This window comes from Butyrivibrio sp. FCS014, assembly GCF_000526935.1.
Lineage (GTDB): Bacteria > Bacillota > Clostridia > Lachnospirales > Lachnospiraceae > Butyrivibrio.
In genome coordinates, this window is sequence record NZ_JAHA01000019.1 from 1,233,444 (window position 1) to 1,255,741 (window position 22,298).

Annotated in this window: 17 protein-coding genes and 1 pseudogene; 4 read left to right on the forward strand and 14 right to left on the reverse strand. The window is 49.3% G+C overall.

Features of this window, described 5'->3' with window-relative positions; translation table 11 throughout:
* Position 1 precedes the first annotated feature (1 nt).
* The 8 genes from T456_RS0118125 to T456_RS0118160 form a co-directional block, all read right to left on the reverse strand.
* A complete protein-coding gene (locus tag T456_RS0118125; RefSeq protein ID WP_024867412.1) occupies positions 2 to 1,357 on the reverse strand; it encodes a glycosyltransferase family 4 protein in 1,356 nt (451 codons plus the stop codon).
* 5 nt (positions 1,358 to 1,362) lie between these two features.
* The gene (locus T456_RS0118130) at positions 1,363 to 2,640 is read right to left on the reverse strand and encodes a glycosyltransferase family 4 protein (protein ID WP_024867413.1); all 1,278 of its coding nucleotides are present in this window, start codon (positions 2,638 to 2,640) and stop codon (positions 1,363 to 1,365) included.
* A 42-nt stretch (positions 2,641 to 2,682) separates the two neighbouring features.
* Positions 2,683 to 3,627: a glycosyltransferase gene (locus tag T456_RS0118135; protein WP_024867414.1), complete on the reverse strand. Its 945-nt coding sequence runs from the start codon at positions 3,625 to 3,627 to the stop codon at positions 2,683 to 2,685.
* An 11-nt stretch (positions 3,628 to 3,638) separates the two neighbouring features.
* On the reverse strand, positions 3,639 to 4,454 hold the full coding sequence (locus tag T456_RS0118140; RefSeq protein ID WP_024867415.1) for a glycosyltransferase family A protein: 816 nt from the start codon (positions 4,452 to 4,454) through the stop codon (positions 3,639 to 3,641).
* Positions 4,447 to 5,871, reverse strand: a complete 1,425-nt coding sequence (locus T456_RS0118145) for an exopolysaccharide biosynthesis polyprenyl glycosylphosphotransferase (RefSeq protein ID WP_024867416.1) — start codon at positions 5,869 to 5,871, stop codon at positions 4,447 to 4,449. The genes T456_RS0118140 and T456_RS0118145 overlap by 8 nt, the downstream gene beginning before the upstream one ends.
* A 1-nt stretch (position 5,872) precedes the next feature.
* Positions 5,873 to 6,634: a glycosyltransferase family 2 protein gene (locus T456_RS0118150; RefSeq protein WP_024867417.1), complete on the reverse strand. Its 762-nt coding sequence runs from the start codon at positions 6,632 to 6,634 to the stop codon at positions 5,873 to 5,875.
* Positions 6,634 to 7,572, reverse strand: a complete 939-nt coding sequence (locus tag T456_RS0118155) for a glycosyltransferase family 2 protein (protein WP_024867418.1) — start codon at positions 7,570 to 7,572, stop codon at positions 6,634 to 6,636. The genes T456_RS0118150 and T456_RS0118155 overlap by 1 nt, the downstream gene beginning before the upstream one ends.
* Before the next feature lie 105 nt (positions 7,573 to 7,677).
* Positions 7,678 to 8,538 (reverse strand): AraC family transcriptional regulator, encoded by an 861-nt coding sequence (locus T456_RS0118160; protein WP_024867419.1) that lies wholly within the window; start codon positions 8,536 to 8,538, stop codon positions 7,678 to 7,680.
* 162 nt (positions 8,539 to 8,700) lie between these two features.
* On the opposite strand from T456_RS0118160, the gene gmd reads away from it, so the two are divergent.
* On the forward strand, positions 8,701 to 9,792 hold the full coding sequence (gmd, locus tag T456_RS0118165; protein ID WP_024867420.1) for a GDP-mannose 4,6-dehydratase: 1,092 nt from the start codon (positions 8,701 to 8,703) through the stop codon (positions 9,790 to 9,792).
* 18 nt (positions 9,793 to 9,810) lie between these two features.
* A complete protein-coding gene (locus tag T456_RS0118170) occupies positions 9,811 to 10,752 on the forward strand; it encodes a GDP-L-fucose synthase family protein (protein ID WP_334291128.1) in 942 nt (313 codons plus the stop codon).
* Positions 10,753 to 10,820: 68 nt separating this feature from the next.
* Here the strand turns inward: T456_RS0118170 and T456_RS0118175 are convergent, their stop codons facing one another.
* The 4 genes from T456_RS0118175 to T456_RS0118190 form a co-directional block, all read right to left on the reverse strand.
* On the reverse strand, positions 10,821 to 11,333 hold the full coding sequence (locus tag T456_RS0118175) for a helix-turn-helix domain-containing protein (protein ID WP_024867422.1): 513 nt from the start codon (positions 11,331 to 11,333) through the stop codon (positions 10,821 to 10,823).
* A gap of 152 nt (positions 11,334 to 11,485) precedes the next feature.
* Positions 11,486 to 12,286, reverse strand: coding sequence for a hypothetical protein (locus T456_RS0118180; protein ID WP_024867423.1), 801 nt, complete (start codon positions 12,284 to 12,286; stop codon positions 11,486 to 11,488).
* A complete protein-coding gene (locus T456_RS0118185) occupies positions 12,286 to 16,449 on the reverse strand; it encodes a S8 family serine peptidase (RefSeq protein ID WP_024867424.1) in 4,164 nt (1,387 codons plus the stop codon). Before T456_RS0118185 ends, T456_RS0118180 begins: the two co-directional genes overlap by 1 nt.
* 16 nt (positions 16,450 to 16,465) lie before the next feature.
* Entirely contained in the window at positions 16,466 to 16,720 is a 255-nt protein-coding gene (locus tag T456_RS0118190) for a hypothetical protein (protein ID WP_024867425.1), read from the reverse strand.
* A gap of 220 nt (positions 16,721 to 16,940) precedes the next feature.
* On the opposite strand from T456_RS0118190, the pseudogene T456_RS24390 reads away from it, so the two are divergent.
* Positions 16,941 to 17,021: pseudogene (locus tag T456_RS24390) on the forward strand (AraC family transcriptional regulator); the annotation flags it as partial.
* 42 nt (positions 17,022 to 17,063) lie between these two features.
* On the opposite strand, the gene T456_RS0118195 reads toward T456_RS24390, so the two are convergent.
* Positions 17,064 to 17,801: a DUF975 family protein gene (locus T456_RS0118195; RefSeq protein WP_024867426.1), complete on the reverse strand. Its 738-nt coding sequence runs from the start codon at positions 17,799 to 17,801 to the stop codon at positions 17,064 to 17,066.
* 139 nt (positions 17,802 to 17,940) lie between these two features.
* Here T456_RS0118195 and T456_RS0118200 point away from each other — a divergent pair, with 139 nt between their 5' ends.
* On the forward strand, positions 17,941 to 20,703 hold the full coding sequence (locus tag T456_RS0118200) for a transglycosylase domain-containing protein (RefSeq protein ID WP_024867427.1): 2,763 nt from the start codon (positions 17,941 to 17,943) through the stop codon (positions 20,701 to 20,703).
* A 207-nt stretch (positions 20,704 to 20,910) separates the two neighbouring features.
* On the opposite strand, the gene T456_RS0118205 is transcribed toward T456_RS0118200, so the two are convergent.
* Positions 20,911 to 22,290 (reverse strand): MATE family efflux transporter, encoded by a 1,380-nt coding sequence (locus T456_RS0118205; protein ID WP_024867428.1) that lies wholly within the window; start codon positions 22,288 to 22,290, stop codon positions 20,911 to 20,913.
* Positions 22,291 to 22,298: the final 8 nt, after the last annotated feature.

Sequence of the window (22,298 nt, forward strand, 5' to 3'; positions counted from 1 at the left end):
CTTACTCCAGCCGGTTTTTCTCTTCCAGAGTACGCTTAAATCCCGGCGCTTTTATAACCTGTGCCCTGCTCATGGGGCCGTCCCCGGCAGGCTCAGGCTTTCCGTTTTCAAAGAATTCCCTGCAAAAGCGCACCAGTTCCCCGGCTGCCACCTTTGCATTCCAGGTTTTCTCTATGGTTTCGGCCGCCCTGCGACCAATACTCTCTATTCTTGCACTGTCTTCATACAGCGACAGGGCCTTCTTCTCAAAATCCTCGTAGCTTCCGCCATCATAGACAAGGCCGTTCTCCCCGTCCTTTATAAGGAAAGGTACAGCTCCCGCCTCGCCGGATGCAACAACCGCGCAGCCACAGGACATGGCTTCGTTCACAACGGCTCCCCAGCCCTCAAGATAATTGCTGGTAAAAAGAAACATCTCCGCCCCGGCCATGTAATGCCTGACTTCAGCTGGCTTCTTCCCGCCCGCAAGGTTCACACAATCCGAAAGACCGGACTTCTCCACCATAGCTTCAAGGGAAGCCTTCAATGGGCCGTCGCCCACGATATCCATCTCAAACTCTTTACCCAGGCTCTTGAGCTTAGCGGCCAGACGCACCGCAAATTCAGGGTGCTTAAGGTCAATAAGCCTTCCGGCCCAGCAAATCCGAAGCTTGCCGCTCTGCGCCTCCGCAGACGCACCGGCATCGCCAGACGTTTCGCATCCGCCAGCCTGCGCCTCCGCAGACGCACCGGCATCACCGGACATTTCGCATCCGCCAGCCTGCGCCCCCGCAGACGCACCGGCTTCCACGGCGCCGCCACGGCTGTCTGTGCCTTCCAGCCCCGTCGCTCCCTGTGATGGCTCTTTTCCCTCACTCTCCGGGAAGTAGCCCCATTTCAGCATCTTTCCGGGGTACGCCTTTATCAGCGAAAAGTCCGATGCCACGTAGGCACCGGTGCAAAGAAGGTAGACCGGCTTGTTGCGGTACCTGATATGCTCCCTGTACTTGGCTGCAAGGCCCCTGGGGGAAATGAACTTCCACTGTCCCTCCCGGTAGATCCTCTCGCTGACTCTGAAGGACAGCTTGCCGGAAGATAGCCTTTCTGCCTCAAGATCTGCGATCCTGCCCTCGGTCCAGCCAAAGAGCACCACGTCGCTCTCACGGATGAGCCCGGAAGCCCGCTCCGGTTCCTTGTAATACAGCACCAGGTAGGGAATGGCGGACTCGTCCACGGCCCAGCCCATGCTCTTTCTCTTTTCCTCCATGGGCATAACCTGGACAAAATAAAACTCTACTTCCTCCCCGAAGGCGCTCATGGCCCTGCAGAAAGGAAGCTGATGGTGGTTTATGTAGTTAGATACAAAGGTTATAACCAACTTTTTTACCCGCTTATGATGGTCTTGTAGATCTCAATGAGCCGCCTGTAATTGGCGTCCGCATCGTGGGTGATGCGGGCGTGGGCTGCCGCATTGTCGCCGTAAACCGCAGAGATCACCGGCTCATCCCAGATCTGAAGGATGCATTTGGCAAGCTCTGCGGCATTTCCTTTTTCAAACAAAAGCCCGTCCTTGTTCTCCGTTACCATATCAGGTATTCCGCCGGTCCTGGCGGCCACCACGGGAACTCCGAGGAGCATGGCCTCTCCCACCGAGTTGGGGGAATTCTCTATGATTGAGGGGCAGACAAAAACGCTGCTCTCCAAAAACTGCTGTTTCATGCCTTCATCCGTGAGCATTCCCACCATGGTAACCTTCTTTTTCAGGCGGTTTTTGGATATAAGGCTCTTGATATATTTGCTGTAGGCGCTGGCCCTGAGGAAATACGGGTACTTGCTCCTGCCCATGATGTTGTTTCCCGCAACGTACAGGTGAGCATCCGGGTATTTTTCCAGGATTTCGGGCATGGCCTGAAGCATGAAATGGAAGCCCTTGAGGGGATAATCTCCCTGGGATAAAAAGATACTGTGGCTCTCCGCCTCTTTCTCGTCCCACTTTCCCTCATAGAAGCAGGGCCTCATGGTCTCGTTCATATGGAAATATCTGGCTTCGGGATTGATCTGAGCGCTTCTGGACTTATCAAAAGCGGTGCGCCCGGTGATGTTTCCCGCAAGGAGAATTGACTCACGCTCGTGCTCGGCCCTTATCTTAAACTTCTCCTGCTGCTGCCTTAAGGAGTCCTCCTTGAGCCTGTCCCTGAAAGTCACGTTGTTCTGCACTTCCTCAGGAATGTTTGCCATATACTCCTCGGCAATGGCGCCGCAAAAGCCCTGGATCCCCAGGAGAACCCTGTCGGGGTTTCCGAAAGCCCGAAGCATTGCCAGCGTATGGGGAAACTCGGTGCCGAAAATATGCACCAGATCCGGCTTAAAGTCGTCGATTATCACGTGGAGCCTGTTCTCGATGGTGCCGTCGTAGACCTCAGGGTGCTCCAGATCCTCCCTGAAACTGTAGTAGGTGACGCCGTCTATCTCTTCTCCGGCGCCGGTGCCGCCCTCGCTTACAGGAAAGCACACTCCGAGAGTGATCTCTTCTTCGCCGTCTTTTTTCTCTTTAATTCTGCTAAGGCAACCGGTCAGCCACCCCTCCCGAACTGAATAATCCAGGCCATGGGCAATGGCGTAGGCCGGAAGCATGATATTGCAAACCCAAAGGATCCTCAATGCTGCTCCTCCCGGCAGGGAAAAGAACTATCTCCCAGGCCGTTACTTCTTTATAATGGCGTAAATGGCGCTCTTAAGGCCGTTGTAGGCCCCCGCCGTAATCTTGTTGTTCGCTATCGCTGTCCTTAAAGGTGCAAGGGTCACCGCCCTCAAAAGGTCGTATTTCCTAACCTTTTCCGCAGGCAGATACATGAGGATGATCTCCCTTCTCTCCTGCTCCGAAATCTTTTTGTTCTTGTCGGAGAATCCGCCGCCCTCGTAATCCGCTATCAGCACGGGCATATACACGGTCTCGGCCTTCTCCCTGTAAAAGCACCGAAGGAACTGCTCGTAGTCCGCCCTAACCTTGTACTTAAGGTCGAAGGGATTCCTGTAGATCAGCCTCTCGTCGTAGAAGCAGGCCTGATGTGACGGCACGTTCCTATAGCAGGCAAGGTCGTCGATCCTGGGATTTGAGGCCACCCGGTTCCCCGTTGTGGAGTCGAAAATGTCCCCGTAGTAGATCACCGGCAGCGTGGTCCCCTCAAGGCTGTTCCTGTCCTGTATCATCCTGTGGACGTCCCTGAGGACGTTCTCGTTCCTGAAATAGTCTCCGCAGTTCAGGAAAAAGATATATGAAGGGCTCTCCCCGGCCTTTAAAAGCTTCACCTCTCCGGTCTCCGGCCCTTCCTCCTCGGCTCTCGCCTCCATGATCTTCCCGCCAAGAAAAGCCGTAGCGATGTTCATGGCGTGGTAGATGCCGTTGTCGCAGCTCTCCAGCAGGGTGATCTTACTCTTCCTGTCCTTCTTTGTAATGTCCACCTCATGGGCGTTTACTACGTCGAATGCGGCCTTGAGCTTCTCAACGGAGCCGTCTGTGGACATTCCGTCCTTCACCAGGATCCGGTAATCGGTGAAGGTCTGAGACGTAATGCTCTTTACCGTCTTCACCAGCTTATCCCCGGCATTATATGAAACTACAATGATCGTGAAAAAAGGCTTCTTCATGCTTCTTTCCCTCAAAGGGTCCTGCCGTGTCTTACTCCCTCAAGAAGGAGACTGTAACAGGCCGAAAGCCCTTTGCCTTTGCACATTTCCTCTCGGTTTTTAAAAAGAAATCTAAATCCCCACAGGGCTGCCATCCTCCCATACAGGAAGTGATACAAAACGCCTCTGTCGTAGAAAAATTTATCCGTATAACCCTTAAACCAGGTGGATTCTCCCGGGGTCTCACTCCCGATCTCCACCGGTGTTCTGTAAAGCTTAAGCCCGGCCTTCAGGCAGTCGTGCAAAAAAAGGCTGTCCTCGCCGTTCATGTAGGGCGCTCCCCCTCCGAACAACAAGGAATATCTGACACCGCTGTCAATAAGTTTCTGCCTTCTTGCGCAGATGGCATAGGCCGGATATCTTCCGTAGTTGTACCAGGAAACCGCCTTGAAATCCCCGTTGTGGTAGGTCTCCCGCCCCGGCTGCTGCTTCACATTAAAAAGAAGCACATCCGCCTCGGGGTGCTTTTCAAACTCTGACAGTATCCTCTTAGCGTAGCCACTCTCGTAGACGATGTCGTCGTCCCCGAACTGGATGATATCCCCGTCCGCAGCCTCAAGAGCTGTGTTTCTTGATAGTCCCACGCCCTTCTCACGCCTTGTAAGAACCTTTACGGTGTGCTCCTTATAGGGAAAAGAGCTATCACCCTCCGAGAGGTCCTTCGGGGCATCGTCGCCGATCAGCTGATCCACGATAACAGCATCGGACTCGAGGTTCATCCGCTCCGGCATCAGAGAAACGTCTTTATTTACCGCCGATACAAGAATCTGTAATCCGGAATTACCCATTCTTCTCACCATCCGAAGGCTTTTTGGCAGTGATCTGGTTCTCATCAACGCCCTCGGTACTGTCGGGGGTGAAAAGAATCTTCACTGTAAGAAGCATAAGTTTGATATCAAGCCAGATCGAATAGTTCTCGATGTAGGTAAGGTCCAGCTTGAGCTTGTCATAGGGTGTTGTGTTGTACTTGCCGTAAACCTGGGCGTAGCCTGCAAGTCCTGCCTTAACCTTGGTCCTGAAGGCAAACTCAGGCATCTCCTGAAGGTACTGCTCCATGATCTCGGGTCTCTCGGGTCTTGGCCCTATAAAGGACATCTCACCCTTTAAGATATTGAAGAGCTGCGGAAGCTCGTCGATCCTGCAGGCGCGGATAAACTTGCCGATGGGAGTTATCCTGGAATCATTCTTGGAGGCCAGTCTCGCAACGCCGTCCTTCTCCGCATCAACCTTCATACTCCTGAACTTCATGATCTTGAACTGCTTTCTGTCCTTGGTGCAGCGAACCTGCTTGTACAGCACAGGGCCGCCGTCATAGGCCTTGATGATAATGGCAGTCACCAGCATGATGGGTGAAGTAAGAACAATAAGCAAAAGAGACAGCACAATATCGATAAGTCTCTTAATGGCCCTCTGCTCGATCTTGATGGAATACTCCCTCAAAAGAAGAACCGGAGTATCAAAGAGGTGGAGCTGGGAGGAGCCTTTTAAGAGAACATCTGTTATCTTAGGCATTACGTAGACTCTGATGTTGTTGCCGTAGCAATACTTCACCAGACCGTTTCTGAACTGACTGGGAACATCCCAGATGATAACGCCGTCATAGTGTCCAAGGCATTCCTTATAAATAGCGTCAATGCCTTCAGATATGTTCATCTTCTTTACGATATGGTATTTATCCACGCGGCTGTTGAACTTCTTCTCGATGTCATCCGCAGGATACTCGCCGCTGATGAGAAGAAGCTCTCTTGGCGGGAATATGGCCATATAAATAGCATTCGTTACGTGTGCCCACACAAAGGATATCGCCAGTTCAATGACGAAAATCTCCACCATGGGAACCACGGGAACCAGCCAGTTATTCAAAAGGGCTATCTGGAAATAAGAGATAAAGTTCACCATGAACAGCGCAAAAATCTGCGAGAAGAACACGTCCATGGGCTTAAGGTAGCCTATCTTGAGACCACCGTAAGTATTTAAAAAGAACAATAGCAGAATGAAATAGATAGCCAGTATCAGAACATGTCCCCTGAAATACAGCTTAAGTCCGTTTCCGAGAGCATATCCGTCCACACTGACACGAGGCCTGGATACTACGGGATAGTAGGTGCTGAACCAGAACCATGCGTAAACCGCGGTATGCATGCACAGTCCCACAAATGCCAGGAACAGTACAAGGATCCTCTTCTTAGATTCTCTATGCTTCATATCATACCCTAGACAGACCGAGACGACGGAGTGTCGCTCTTACTGCCCATCCTCCAAAATAAAATAGTGATGCCGGTGCCGAAAGACCCGCTATATTCCTGTAAAGGAACCAGATCCTGCTGACAGCCACCAGCTTATTCGATGACAGGGACTTCCCCGGTCTCCTGTAGATCGCAAGGTTTTCATCAAGGCCGTAGGCCTCGTAGCCGCTCTTAAGTATTCTCCACCAGGTGGCGGTGTCCTCACTGGGAACCTGGGGCATATGGATTATCTCCATATCTATCTTCTCTGTGTCAAACATAACAGTTGTTGTGAAAATGACCGTTCTCGACAGAGCCTTCTTAAATGTGAGCTTCTCCGGAACATGGACGATCTTCCCGGTGGGATTGGCATCCCTGTCTCCAAACTCATAGGAGTGAAAAGAAAATGCGGCTCCGGTCTTCTCCATGAAAGCAATCTGCTTCTCAAGCTTCTCGGGTTTCCACACATCATCCGCATCAAGAAAGGCTATATACCGTCCTCCCGACGCATCAATACCGGTATTTCTGGCATTGGCCGCTCCGGCATTGAAACTCATCCGGATAAGCCGAATATTCTTTTGCCCGGAGGATATTATCCTCTCGATTATGGCTGCGCTGCCGTCTGTGGAGCAGTCGTCCACCAGTATAAGCTCCCAGTCCGTGTAGGTCTGGGCCTCCACCATCTTAATGGTGTTCTCTATGTAATTGGCCGCATTGTAAACCGGCACTACGATACTGACCATCAAAGCTCCTCTTTAACTATGTACAGAGGCCTGTCCTTGACCTCAAGATATGCCTTTGCCAGGTATTGTCCCACGATTCCAAGGCAAAAGAGCTGGATACCGCTGACAAACAATATGATACAGACCATGGATGCCCAGCCCACCGAGTTGTTGGGGTCTCCCACCGTGAGCTGCCTCACCATAACAAGCACGATGAAGACAAAGGCCACGATGCAGAAGAATACTCCAAGGAAGGAAGCAACGGAAAGCGGGGTTGTGGAAAAGGCCATTATGCCGTCCAGGGCATACACAAACAGCTTCCAGAAGGACCACTTGGTCTCGCCCTTCCTGCGCTCGATGTTCTCAAACTCCAGCCACTTATTCTTAAAGCCGACCCATCCGAAGATACCCTTGGAGAAGCGGTTGTACTCCTTCATGGAGAGGATGGCGTCCACAAACTGTCTTGTCATGAGCCTGAAATCCCTGGCTCCGTCCACGATCTCAGTGTTGGACATCCTGTTGATGATCTTGTAGAACTGCCTTGCAAAGAAGGATCTGATAGGGGGCTCGCCCTTTCTATTGACCCTTCTGGTGGCTACGGAATCATAGCCCTCTTCGGCAATTGCCTTATACATATCAGGTAAAAGAGCCGGCGGATCCTGAAGGTCACAGTCCATAACCGCCACATAGTCGCCCTTGGACTTCTGAAGTCCGGCGTACATGCCTGCCTCTTTTCCAAAGTTTCTTGAAAAGCTTACAAGGTGCACACGGCCGTCCCTTGCAATGAGCTCCTTGACCCTGGGAACAGTCTCATCTTTGGAGCCGTCGTCCACGAAGATCACCTCGAATTCCACGTCTTTGGATTTAAAAAACGCTTCATTCTTCATGAGTTCGTCGTAGAAATCAAAAATATTATCCTGCTCGTTGTAGCAGGGAACTATCACACTTAAAAGTTTCATAGAAGCCTTCCGTCATCATAGTCGTAAATGTCGCAAAATGCGCATTCCTATTCAATATTCTACACTTAATGGCCGTTTCTTTCAACGAACAAGTTAGGGTGCGCCTTACTTCCAGTTCATGCGGTATTCCAGGGGACTTACCCCCTCTATCTGCTTGAACATCCTCGAGAAATAGTAAAGGGGCGTTATGCCGCAGTTGTAGCCAATCTCCTCCACGGTCATGTCAGTAAAGCGCAGCATCTGCTTGGCGTGGGTAATCCTCACCACCAGAAGGTAGTTGATTATGGAGGTTCCCGTCTGCTCTTTGAAACTGCGGGAAAGGGTATACTTGCCCGTAAGGAAGATCTCGGAAAGGCCGTCCAGGGTGATCTTCTCCTGGTAGTGGGTGTCCAGATACTCCTTCAGGGCGTTGATCCTGCTTTTGCTGCCGCTCTCAGGAGCAGCTTCCGGATTCCAGCTAAAAGACATAAGAAAGGTCAAAAGCCTTGATAAATATTCATTTATCCTTATGTCCCTTATGTAATCCGACGACCTGGCAATGGTGTTGAGCTCCTCCCAGATCCCCCGGGGACTTCCGGCTTCATCGGTGTGAAATACCGCCTGTCCGCCTCTCTCCCTGTACTTAAGATAGATGGGAAGGATGCTCTCACCGTTAAAATGTATCCACTCGATGGACCACAGGTCATTGGATGTCCTGTGGGAATAAAGGTTCTGACAGTTGATGAATACACAGTCCCCGGCGGACACCGCATATTCTTTTCCCTCGTAATCGATGTAACCGGAGCCGCTGCGTACATATATAAAAAGAAACGATGAGAGGTTCTGCCTCTTACTGGTATGGGGCTTCTGGGCCGTGAGCCTGCCAATTTCCTGCAAATACATGAGATTGCTTTTGGCAAACTCAGAGGGCGTGTACAAAAGCCTGTCTGAGGATACGTATTCTCCTTGAAATAACTGATTTTCCATTTTGTAATCTCCGTTTTTTCCCTATAATTCGATTATAATTTTGCCCGCAAGATAATGCAAATCAAAGTCAATAAAGTGAATTCAAATTGTCACAACATGTAATATAATGATATGGAAAAGTACAAATGATACATTTTTTGCAAATGAGGAAAGGATTTTTATATGGCAAAAAAAGCTTTGATAACCGGTATTACCGGACAGGACGGATCATATCTTGCAGAGTTCCTTCTGGAGAAGGGATATGACGTCCATGGCATAATCAGAAGATCTTCCGTTGACTACAGAGAGAGGATCGCGCACCTTGAGGGCAAGCCCAATTTCCACCTTCATTACGGAGATCTGGGCGACTCCATGAGTATCCTGGGGGTTGTTTCAAAGGTTCGCCCCGACGAGATCTACAACCTGGCTGCTCAGTCCCACGTTCAGGTTTCCTTTGACTCACCCGAGTTCACCGCTGACGTGGATGCAACCGGCGTTCTGAGAGTCCTTGAGGCAGTAAGACTCTGCGGACTTGGAGATACCTGCCGTATCTACCAGGCTTCAACTTCAGAGCTCTATGGAAAGGTTGAGGAAGTTCCTCAGAACGAGAAGACTCCTTTCCATCCCTACAGCCCCTACGCTGTTGCCAAGCTTTACGGCTACTGGATCGTTAAGGAGTACAGGGAAGCCTACAACATGTTCTGCTGCTCGGGAATTCTTTTCAATCACGAGTCAGAGCGCCGCGGAGAGACCTTCGTTACCCGTAAGATCACACTGGCAGCTTCCAGAATCGCCCAGGGCAAGCAGGATAAGCTCTACCTCGGAAACCTCTCCAGCCTTCGTGACTGGGGCTACGCCAAGGACTATGTTGAGTGCATGTGGCTGATCCTTCAGAATGACAAGCCCGAGGATTTCGTTATCGCAACAGGCGTTCAGCACTCTGTTCGTGAGTTTGCACAGCTTGCTTTCCACTATGCAGGTATTGAGATAGAGTTCAGGGGCGAGGGCGCCGATGAGAAGGGCTACGACAAGGCTACAGGCAAGGTTCTCATCGAGGTTTCACCGGACTTCTACAGACCTACAGACGTTGTTAATCTCTGGGGAGATCCCACCAAGGCTAAAGAGAAGCTTCACTGGAACCCTCAGACCACTTCCTTCGAGGATCTTGTAAGGATCATGGTTGAGCACGATATGGCAAAGGTTGCCGTTGAGCGTGCCAACGAGCGTGTTGAGTTCAACCTGGCAGAGTTCCTGGAGAAAGGTATCGATAAGTAACAGAGGTAAAATACTATGATGGAGAAAAAAGCTAAGATCTACGTGGCAGGCCATCGCGGAATGGTTGGCTCAGCCATCGTAAGAGAACTTGAGAAACAGGGCTATACAAACATCGTCACCAGAACACACAAGGAGCTGGATCTTATAAGACAGGATCAGGTGGAGAACTTCTTCGCCGACGAGAAGCCCGAATATGTATTTCTGGCCGCTGCCAAGGTTGGCGGTATCATGGGCAATTCAGAGGCCCTTGCGGATTTCATGTATGACAACATGATCCTTGAGATGAACGTTATCAACGCAGCCTGGAAGAACGGCTGCAAGAAGCTGGAGTTCCTTGGTTCCTCCTGCATCTATCCCAGAATGGCACCTCAGCCCATGAAGGAGAGCTGCCTTCTGACTTCCGAGCTTGAGAAGACCAACGAGGCCTATGCTCTTGCAAAGATCTCAGGACTTAAGTACTGCGAGTATCTCAACAGACAGTACGGGACCGATTATATCTCAGTAATGCCCACAAACCTTTACGGCCCCAACGACAACTATCACCCCACTCACTCCCACGTGCTTCCTGCACTTATCCGCAGGTTCCACGAGGCCAAGGAGCAGAATCTTCCTTACGTAACCTGCTGGGGCGACGGAAGTCCCCTTCGTGAGTTCCTCTATGTTGATGACCTTGCAAACCTGTGCGTATTCCTTATGAATAACTACAGCGGCAATGAGACCGTCAATGCGGGAACCGGCAAAGAGCTCACCATCAAGGAGCTCACCGAGAAGGTTGCAGGCATCATCGGCTACACAGGGGAGATCCGCTGGGATCCCACAAAGCCCAACGGAACACCCAGAAAGCTTCTTGATGTTTCAAAGGCTAAAGCGCTGGGATGGACCTACACCACAGAGCTGGATGACGGTATCAGACTGGCTTACGAGGATTTCCTCAATAACCCCATGAGGGCCGAGAGATAAGATAAATGATTAAAGGGCAGGTCACGGCGACCTGCCCTTTTTGTGTTTGAATTATTGTGTGACGCGTCTTACTTCTCCTGAAGCTCTTTGAGCCTGCTCTTGTTAAGCTTGCCGTCAGCGATGGTGCTGGCGATCCAGAGCTTAAGGGATTCTACGGTAGAATCTATCTGGTCCAGCTGGTGCTGGATCTGAACGAAATCCGGAAGCTCATCATCGGAAATAACGCCGTCGGCTGTGATGTCTATAAGCCTCACCTGCTGAGCGTTCAGGCTGTTCAAGGCAGAAAGCATGCTGAGGACAATCTCGGAAAGAGTTGCGACCTTAACCTCAGGCACATCTGTGTCCTTGCCGATACGGCACTCATGGGTGCAGTAATAGTTGCAAAGCTCGGGCTTCTTGTAGGCTGTGGCCATATCAACCACATCCTCGGGATAAAGAGCTGTCTTGCCAGTCTCAAGCTTTTCAAGCCTGCTCTCACTTATGGTTCCTATAAGTTCACTGGCCTGAGCCCTTGTAAGTCCGGCCTCCTCGCGGCTCTCGAAATATATATTCTTATTTTCTTTGATCGACTTTTTCCCCATCTTGCACCTCCAATACTATACTTTCCACCATTATAACAAAAACTTAATCGTTTCAGAAGAAAAAATGATCCCCGGGACGGAGTTTAGGGAGCATTTCTAAAAATGAGCCCATGACCTCGTCCCCGGGGACCAAAATTCAGTGACTAAAAGGATTAGCCGAAGATTCCAAGAAGTTTCTTAACCTTTATGGAAAGAACGTTGGATTCCTCAGAGAAGACTCTTTCAGAACCCTTGCCCTGGAAGGCCTTTACTTTGTAGTAATATGTCTTGTTATTCTGAAGAGCAACATCCCAGAAGCTTGTAGCTGTGGTTGTTGCGATCTCAGTGTACTTGCCATCCTTGGATGTGCTGCGATACAGAACATATCCGTCAGCGTTGGTATCTTTACTCCATGTAACGTTAACGCCAAGCAGAGTCTGGTTCAAAGACTTAATAGCAGGCTTTGCAAGCTCTGCGCGGCCAACCTTAACGGTGTCAGTGATGTCAGTCTCAACAGGAATGAGCTCTGTTTCCTCGTTGTTGAGGTCGAAAACTCTTGTGGTGATGACTGTATCCTGAGCTGCAGCGCCCTTCTTAACGTTGAACTTGATACCGATAAGTGCGCCTGCTGTTGTCTTGGATGAATCATTTACAAATGCAACGGAAAGGCCCTTTCCTGTAGCATCAGTATAGTCGCTGTTAAGATCGTAGTCGTCAAAGCGGTCAATCTCGATATCAGCGGCAACTTCAAGAACCTCGGGATCATATACTACTGCGATGTGTCCGTCTGTAACTTTGGTCTTGCTAAGAGTCAGGGTATAGAATACCTTCTGGCTGTCGTTCTTACCGGTAACGGTAACGCTTGTGTAAAGCGGTGAGTTCTTTGCTGCCTCTACCTTCTGCGCAGGAAGACCTGTGAAAAGAAGCAGCGCAGCAAGGAAAACAGTCGCTGTTCTCTTTAAAATATTCTTCATTATTCGTTTCCTCCTAACTCCTTAGATGTTTCTTCATCAGCAGATGAAGCAGCGGGAACTTCTTCCACATCTTCTTCCTGCTCATCTGACTCTTCTTCAGCTGTCAGATCAGCTGCATCTGCTGTCTCGGAGGAAGCACTTGAAGCATCCTCATTGGAAATAGCCTCGTCTGTAACCTTCTTGTCGGAGTCGTCCTCAGTAGTCTCCTCTGCGGGTTTCTCCTCAGCCTCATCTGCAAGAGCCTCATCGGTCTTTTCTGTGTTGTCTGTAGGCTCGGTTACATCTTCGCTCTTCTTAGTATTATTGGTAAATCTGAATACAGATTCATTTAATGCATAGTCGACAACATCAATATAGAAGGTTCCTTCGGGCATCTTAATATTGACAGTTGCTTCTTCGCCCTTAGTTTCCTGATTAACAGCATATCTGTCTATAATCTGGCCTTCCGCATTGAGGATAAGGACTGCTGCTGTATAGCGGTTATCCTGTACCTGAATGCCAAGTGTTCCGTCCTCATTGAGTACATAGCCCGTAATCTCAGGAGCTGTGTTATCGATAGCAATAGGTGTTGAAGGAAGGTAAAGTCCCTTTCCGTCAAGAGTTGAAGGATCCTCTACATCATCATAGTAGCTGGGAACAGCCTGAAGGTTGATAAGTACCTCTGTACCATCCTCAAGAGGATTGCCCTCAGCATCTGTGCCGGCCCAGAAAAGATCCTGTGTCTGCCAGTAGTTCTCGATCTGACCATTATAGGAGAACTCAGCATAATTCTCATAGTTTATATTCTTGAAGTACTCCTCACCGGTATTCTTATCTGTGATGGTAAGGATGGATCTGCTGGCATTTCTGATAAGCGAATAGTACAGTGAGCCAAGAACAGTACCCATCTTAGGATCTGAGCTGATGGCATTTCTGTCGGCAATATACTTAGCATCCTTTGCAAAAAGATTAGGAACATAGAACATCTCATTTTCCTCAGATGTATCTCCGAAAGGATAGATTGACAGGAAGTTTGTTGCTGTAACTCCTGAATAAGTAAATCCATCGTACTCGGGATCATGTCTTGATGCCATGAAATCGAAATCTTCAAACATTGAAGAATCCATCCAGCTTCCGTAGAAGGCAAGGAAAGGAACAGAAAGATCTACAGCTCCGTTCACATAAATGAAACCGTCTACGTACATACCGTTCTCAAACTGTGCAAGATACTCTCTGTCTGCAGCTGAGAGGTTGATGGAAACATTTACCTTTGTTGAATCCTTGACCTGCATTACTCTGCGTCCAAGGTCAACCACTGAATCTTTTTTCTTGAGCTGCTTACCAAAGATATATACGTCCTTGGTATCTACAATGCCGTCTGCGTTGAAGTCAAAGTCGTCCTCGTTCTGGGATACAAGGTTGAGATCGAGGCTTCCGTTTACTACCTGAAGAAGAACCTTACGGTCTTTCTTGTCTACTCTTCCGTCATAGTTAAGGTCATATACAAGAGCTGTGTCATCTGCAGTAAGAGTAACCTCAGGGCTGAGCTTGTGGGACTCACACATGATGAAATAGTTCTGGATAAGTTCCTCTGTCAGGACGCTTGAGTCAAGCTCATAGTACTGAGGCTCATCTGTGAGGTTATATACATCAAATGAGAAGTTATAGGAGCCGTTCCTTGAAGGATCGTCTCCAAGAACAACCTTTACCTTACCGTCGTTGCCGGCCTTGTCGCCAACAAGAACATAAGCAGGTGATGTTACGGCTTCATGTACATTTGCAAGTCCTGCACCCTGGGATCTGGGTGAGTACTCGGGAGCACTTGCATCATTGCCTGTGGTAAGAGGTGTTGCTGTGCTCATGATAAGTGACTGAGCCAATGTACGAACTGAAAGTCCGGTCTTTGCAGCAAGATCATTCTCTTTAATATACTGCTCAACAAGAGCTGTCTGGCCTGCGATGGAAGGAGCAGACATTGAAGTTCCGCTCATGTTTCCGTAGGTTCCGCCGTCTCTTGTGGAATAGATGTTTCCGCCGGGTGCTGTGATCTCAGGCTTAAGGTCAAGAGTTTCGGGAACACCAACGGATGAGAAATCACTCATGGTGTAGCCATCTGCTGCCTCAAAGTTGGTTGCAGGTGTTGCTACAACTGTAAGAGTACCTGCACATGCCTTCTCACTGATCTGTTCTGTAGCTGTCTCTGCTACTCCAAGTCCTTCATCGAGAGTTACGGAAACAGCGGGGATAACAGCTGTGCTGCCCTGAAGGGTCATGGAAATTGTTCCGGGCTGATTGTTATAGATAACTACAGCCTTTGCACCTGCTGCCTCAGCGTTCATCTGCTTCTCGCCGAAGGTAAGCTCACCACGCTGAACGAATACGATCTTATCCTTTACAAGGCTCTCTCCGTTTTCATCAACAAGTGCTTCGTAATCGGAAGCAGCACCCTTACCGTCAATGAATACGAAAGGATATTCTGTTCCCTTACCGTCAGCAGATACGTCCAGAGTATAGAACTTAGGAGCCAGTGTATCATTACCGTCTGTATAGTAGATATTCTTGCCGTTTGTTGTAGCAAGGTAGTTTCCTGTAAATCCGCTGTTAACAGCGCTGGCAACTGTGAATGCATTGTAGTAGGATCCGGGAGAACCGATGGTATCCATGTTTACATCCCAGCTAAGGTTTGCGCCAACAGCTGTGTCATCACCGAATCTTCCTGAGTTACCTGCAGAAATAGAAACAACAGTTCCTGTTCCCTCAAGCTTCTTGAAGATATCATTGATGTAAGCCTCTGCGTCTGAGGAATATCCTGCAGCGGATGAACCAAGAGAGAGGTTTACAACGTCAGCTTTAAGAAGAAGGGCATCCTCGATAGCTGCCATGTAGTCATCGGAATATGCTCCGCCGCCTTTTCCGAATACCTTCATGGTGATCAGCTGTGCATCGGGAGCAACACCCACAACACCAAGTTCCTGTCTTGCATATCCTGTCTCGGATGCAGCACTGGGTACATAAGTGTTGGCTGTTGCGATACCTGATACGTGTGTACCGTGGTCACCTTCCTCGTCATTTGCATGTGTTATATCAAGATCCTTGTCTACATAGTTGAATGCGAAGGGGATCTTCTCACTAAGATAGAGATCGGAAGCTGAAATGCCACCGTTTCTCTGGGTTGCATTGAGGTTTGGAAGAACTGCTGCGATCTCGCTCTCATCAAGGAGGCTGTAATCTGCAACGCTCTTGCCGGCCTTTTCTGCCGTCACCTGAAGGTGAGCATCAAAAGCTCCTCCATCAAAAGAGGGATGATCTGCATCGATACCTGTATCGATGACAGCAATTCTTGTGCCTGCACCTGTGTAACCTGTTGTCCAGGCGTCATAGCTTCCAACCATATCGCCGGCTGTAATGGTGTTGATCTCTGCATCTGTAGCCTGAGGCTCATACTTCTGAGCTACATATACAGCTTCAACGCCCTCTACCTCTGCGATGCTCTCTATATCCTTAAATGCAACATCTGCAGATACCGCATTTGTGAGGATTGAGAGATTATAATTTACGTCAAGCTCTGCTCCGTCAAGAGCCTGAGCTTCAATCTTTTCTACCTGAACCTCCTGCTCGGCTATGATGTTGTCAGACATGGTCATGGCTGCATCATTCTCTGCAAGGGTCTCTGTGTCAAAGCCTGCATCCAGAACGCTGTCACCTTCCATAACGATGATGACACGGGTCTGCTCATCGGGATCCGGGGTTGCAACCGAGAAATCTGTTGCCTCTCCTTCGATCAGGTCTTTGCCTTCTGAAAGCTCAAGGCCTTCCTCAGTGGGATCAACCTTCTCAAAAACAAGCTCTCCCTCTTCACCTTCCTCTGACACAGCAGCCTCTTTGGCAGCTTCATCAGCTTTTTCCTCTGCCTCTTTTTCTGCAGCATCCTCTGCTGCGCCGGCTTCCTCTGATGCCTCCTTGGTCTCTTCCTCAGCAGCCTTTTCAGGCTCTTTTTCCTCGGAAGATGCCTCTTCGCCTGCTGCCTCGCCGGCTTCCTTAGTCTCCCCGGCCTCTTTAGCTTCTGCTGTCTCTGCAGTCAGAGCTTCCGGTGCCGTTGCCGAAGCTGTGATGGCGGGTGAAAATGCCATAGCCGCACTAAGGATCACAGCCAGTGCCTTTTTAGGGCACACTCTTCTTTTCATACACGTTCCTCCAATGTTAGTATTTAGTAGGTCTTGCAGGCATTTCAATCTTGACGCGGCTTACAACGGGCAGCTGTCGTATCCCCTCGACAAACACCCCGCTGATCCTGGCGACAACAGCATTCCCCCTGTTGTCTATCCTGGATACATCAAGTTTCTCTCCCCCAAGAACCTCACTCTCAACTGCCTTAACACCGTCCTCGATAGCCGTATCTGCGGAAAATACGATGTATGCGCGCACCGGCGCCTCTCCATAATCAATTATTCTCATGTTTTCAACTCCGGTTTCTTTTTCGCATCGCGCATTCAACGCATTGTACTTTCAACGCGTTGTACCGCTGTCGCTTTTAAGTGCTAAAGCGCGTGATAAATTTAAGTTTAATTTGTGTATATTAGCGTGTCAATAGGATTATGAACAAAATCTAAAATTTATAAAATAAATATAAAGAAGGCGCCGTGTTTCCCCGAAAACACAGCGCCCTCTCTATTCTCTTTCCTACTTTACAAGACTGTTCAAAAAAAGCTTTGGCGTCACCCCCGTGGAATTCAGGGGCGATGGCCAAAGCTCTTGATCAAAACCTTATGTTATTGATAACGCTTGTAATTTAATTATATCAGAACTGCTGGGGCTCTGCGGGCTGAGGTGCCTCTACAGCATAGCCGTTGGCAGCCTTGATGGACTCATAGAGTGCCGCGTCCGCATTCATCTTGTAAGGGTTAACATACAGAAGGCCCACAATGTTCAGGGTGAAAACTGCTAAAATGTACCACCCGAAGAAGGAAAGGTCATATACAAATGATCTCCACTTGTGGCCCTTCATCATAGTTCTTGATTTCTTGATGGCGTCTGTTGCACTGATTGTAGGATCATCTGCCAGAATAAAAGGAACAAGCCTGTATGAGAAGCTCAGGATGATTCCCGGGATAAGGAACAGCAGTGATGCCAGTCCGATGAGCAGGTCCTTAAGGAACAGTGCAAGAACTGTTGTAAGGTAGTTAAATCTGAAAGCGTGTGCTACTTCACCAACCTCAGCGTTTACATGCTGGTTTACAACGAAGAATCTGTTGCAGCCAACCTGAAGGGGATTGAACAGGAAAAGGTCAACCAGCTTCAGAATGATCATAACGGTGCTGAGTGCGCCGGCGATAGCCGCCAGATAAAAGACCGCATTGGGGTCCTCCAGGATGTTCTGGAAAGCCTGTGATGCCTCTTCGCTTGAAGAAGTTCTTCTTGTTGCAACAGCTGTTGAAGTTGCGAACAGTCCTGCGATGAATGCAACAAGCACTGATTTCCAGTAATTCTTTTTGAAATTAATCTTGCCTCGTGTCTTTACTTCTTTTCGATTCCACATAATCTTTTCTCCTCTCTTAAAACCTCATATAAACAAAAGGATACCACCCTTAATGCACCATTTCAAACGGTAAATTTGGGATTTATGTGATTTGTGGTATAATATTAGTTTAGAACATTGTATTAATGTGAGGTATTTTATGAATTACGGAAAAAGAGGTATCAATCAGCAGGCAAGAGCGCTGAATTCCGGTACCAATAAATGGGGCAAAAAAATAAGCCTCTTTGGATTTTATATTATTCTGGCAATGATCCTTGCAGTGGTCATAATCGGTGCCAGCGCAGGAATCGGTGTATTCAACGGAATCAGGGATGACGCTCCGGATATCGGCAACATCGACGTTACACCGACAGGTTTTTCAACCTTCGTTTATGACACTGACGGCAACCAGATCGCCAAATTGGTTTCAACGGATTCCAACAGAATCCCCGTTACCATGGATATGATCCCCGAGAACCTGGCACACGCCTTTGTTTCCATCGAGGATGAGCGTTTCTACGAGCACAACGGTATTGATATCCAGGGTATCATCCGTGCCGGCGTTGTGGGCATTACCTCCGGACATTTCTCCGAGGGTGCAAGTACTATCACACAGCAGCTCTTAAAGAACAATGTCTTTTCCGGATGGACCAACGAGACCTTTATAGAGTCTGTAAAGCGTAAGATCCAGGAGCAGTACCTGGCTGTACAGCTTGAAAAGACCATGTCCAAGGATGAGATCCTTCTTAATTATATGAACACCATCAACCTTGGTCAGAACACACTGGGCGTGCAGGCTGCTTCTCTTCGTTACTTTAACAAGTCAGTAAGCGAGCTTACCCTTTCCGAGTGCGCATGTATAGCGGCCATCACTCAGAACCCCAGTAAGTTTAACCCCATATCCCACCCGGATGATAATGCCGAGAGACGTAAAAAAGTCCTTGGCAACATGTTAAAACACGAGTACATCAATCAGATCCAGTACGACAAAGCCATGGCTGATGATGTTTACTCAAGGATCCAGACGGTAAACCAGGAATCCGGCGGGGATTCCACCATCAACTCCTACTTCGTTGATGCCCTTACCAATGACGTTCTGGATGACCTTATCGATGCAGGATACAACGAGACACAGGCCTACACACTGCTTTACAGCGGCGGCCTTAAGATATATTCAACCCAGAACCCCAAGATCCAGCAGATCTGCGATTCCGTTTTCCAGGATGAGAGCAACTATCCGGAGGGGACGAAGTATCTTTTGACCTATGAACTGTCTGTTCAGGATGCTGCCGGAAACGTAAGCAACTACAGCAGTGAGATGTACCAGGCTTATTTCAAGGAACAGAAGAGCTCCTTCAACATGCTTTATGATTCCCACGAGTCTGCAGAGGCAGGCATCGAGGAGTACAAGTCGGTTGTAATGAAGGAGGGCGATTCGGTTCTTGCAGAGAAGATCAACCTCATCCCTCAGCCTCAGGTTTCCATCACCGTTGAGGAGCAGAGCACGGGCTATGTGGTAGCCATGGTAGGCGGACGAGGTGAGAAGACAGCCAGCAGAACCTTAAACAGGGCAACGGACTCCTACCGTCAGCCGGGATCGACCTTCAAGGTGCTCTCCACCTATGCTCCCGGAATTGACAGCGCGGGACTTACACTTGCTACGGTTTTCAACGATGCGCCTTTTGCCTACGCTGACGGAACTCTGGTAAGAAACTGGTGGGGAAGCCAGTACCGCGGTCTTAATACCGTAAGGTCAGCCATCAGGGATTCCATGAACGTCATCGCCGTTGAGGCCCTGACACTGATCACTCCTCAGCTTGGATTTGATTACCTTAAGAACTTCGGATTTACCACCCTGGCCGAGAATGTTACCATCAACGGCAAGGTTTACTCAGACATACAGCAGTCCACCGCTCTTGGCGGACTTACCTACGGTGTTAAGAATATCGAGCTGAATGCAGCTTATGCGGCCATCGGAAATGGCGGCGTTTACGCAGAGCCAAAGCTTTACACCAAGGTTGTGGACCACGACGGAAACATTGTCCTTGATAACACTCAGGTAAGCTCCAAGAGGATCATCAAGGAGACCACTGCTTTCCTTCTTACCAGCGCAATGCAGGACGTTGTTACCAGCGGTACCGGCGGATCCGTAAACTTCGGAACCACAGCCATCGCAGGTAAGACAGGAACCACTTCAGACTACAACGACGTTTGGTTTGCGGGCTACACCAACTACTACACCGCAACCACCTGGGCCGGCTACGACAACAACGCCAAGATGACCGTTACGGCAGAGAAGAACCTGGCCAAGACCATGTGGAGAAAGGTAATGGAACAGGTACATGCAGACCTGCCTTACTCCTCCTTCACGGTACCGAGCGGCATCACTTCCGCAACAGTCTGCTCCAGATCCGGCAAACAGCCGATCGCAGGCCTTTGCGACGGCACACTTATCAGCGAGTACTTTGAGGAAGGAACTGTTCCCACAGAGAGCTGCGATGTCCACTATCAGGGCACAATGTGCGCAATGGATGGACTTCCCGCTTCGGAGTTCTGTCCCTTCAAGACAGCAGGTGTATTTGAGCTTTCACCGCCTGTTCCTCCGGCACTCCAGTCGGGCTTTGTAAACTATGTTCAAACCAACTCAGCTTATACAACTACCACAGATGAGAACGGTAACACCGTAACGGTGCTTAACCAGTGTCACCACACTCCCGAGTTCATGGCTCAGGAAGGCATTGAGGGCATCATAAACGGCGAACGCGGAGCTTTAGAGGCCGCAGCAGCTGCTGCAGCCGCCGCTGCCGGAATCGATCCCAACGCACCTGCTCCGGCTCCCGAGCAGCCCGCAGTTCCCACACCGGGCGAGATCGTAGATTCTATCATTGACGCGGTTACCGACGAGATATCGGCAGGAAACTAAAGTTCAAGCTATAGCCAAGGGACTTTAACCCGGAAATACCTGTGCTTGCCTGCGGTGTGATTTTCTAAAACTCAAAAAGCAGCAAATGCCTCATTTCGACGTTGCTCAAAGCAATCGGCATTTGCTGCTTTTTTATTTTGAAAATCATCATCCTCGTCCGAGAACTGCGCATTTCCGGATTATAGTATCATGGAATTATCATGAACTTCAGCGAATCTTTTTCTTCTTTGTGTAGTACATGTAGTAGATAAAGAATAATAATGATGTGGTGATCCAGGTAATGGGGTAACTCCACTCTACGGTCTGAACCGTGCGAACTATGGGGAAAGCTACCAGCACCCATCCCACTCTCAGGATACATACACCGCTCAGGGTAATTATCATGGGAATCAGCGCATCTCCCATGCCGCGAAGGGTGCAGGAGAAAATCTCAATTCCGATGTAGGTGACGTAGAAAGGCGCCAGGAAGCGTATCATCTGATCGCCTATCTCAATAACCGCGTCAGTATTTACGAATATGCCAAGGAGCAGTGATCTTCCAAGTATTATGAGGATTGACATGGGTATCGTTATGATAAGTGCAATGGCAAAGGCCTCGCGCACGCACTTGCGCACCCTGTCCATCTTACCGGCGCCGAAGTTCTGGCCCACAAAGGTCATGGCGGAAGTGCCAAGAGAGTTCATGGTCATCCAGAATACCACGTCAATCTTGCCGTAAGCTGCCCAGGCAGCCGCTGTATCTTTTCCGAACTCATTTATTGAGGACTGGATCAAAATGTTGGAGAAGGTGTACATGGTGGACTGAAAAGCTGCAGGAAGGCCGATGCTGATGATCCTTGAGAGCATCCCTCTGTCCAGCCTTATCTTCCTGATATCAAGCCTGTAGGAGTCCGTGCTGCGCATCAGAATGCCGCACACGATAACAGCGCTAAGGAGCTGACACAGGACAGTAGCCACAGCCACGCCCGTAACGCCTGATACGTCGCCTCTTTTGCCCATTCCAAGCGCAATAACAAAGAGTACATCAAGGAAAATATTTACAAAGCAGCTGATGATCAGCACTATCAGCGGCCTTCTGGAGTCGCCTATGGCCCTCAAAATGCCGGCGCCCATGTTGTAGACAAGGTTCGGGATCATACCCAGGAAAAAGATCCTGAGATACAGAGTTGACGCTTCCACTGTCTCCGGAGGAGTCTTCATAGCTTTGATGATCCAGGAGGCGGAGCCAAAGCCAATCACGGTGATGATGGCGCCTCCGATAATGGCCACAGCAATGGCCGTATGTACAGCCTTGGAAACCTCTTCTTTGCGGCCTGCGCCAAAGAACTGGGAGATAACCACGGTTGCGCCAGTAGAAAGTCCCATGAAAAATCCCACGAAAAGATTCACCACAGTTGCCGAGGAACCGCCAACCGCCGCCAGAGCATCGCTGCTGACAGCACGGCCAACGATAACCGCATCCACGGTATTATAGAGTTGCTGAAAAAAAGCTCCCAGAAGAAGCGCAAAGAAATAAGTGAGCATGCTCTTCCATATGGAGCCCTCGGTTATGCTTATCTGTTTTTTAGTAGCCTTTTGTTTGTTCATACTTATGT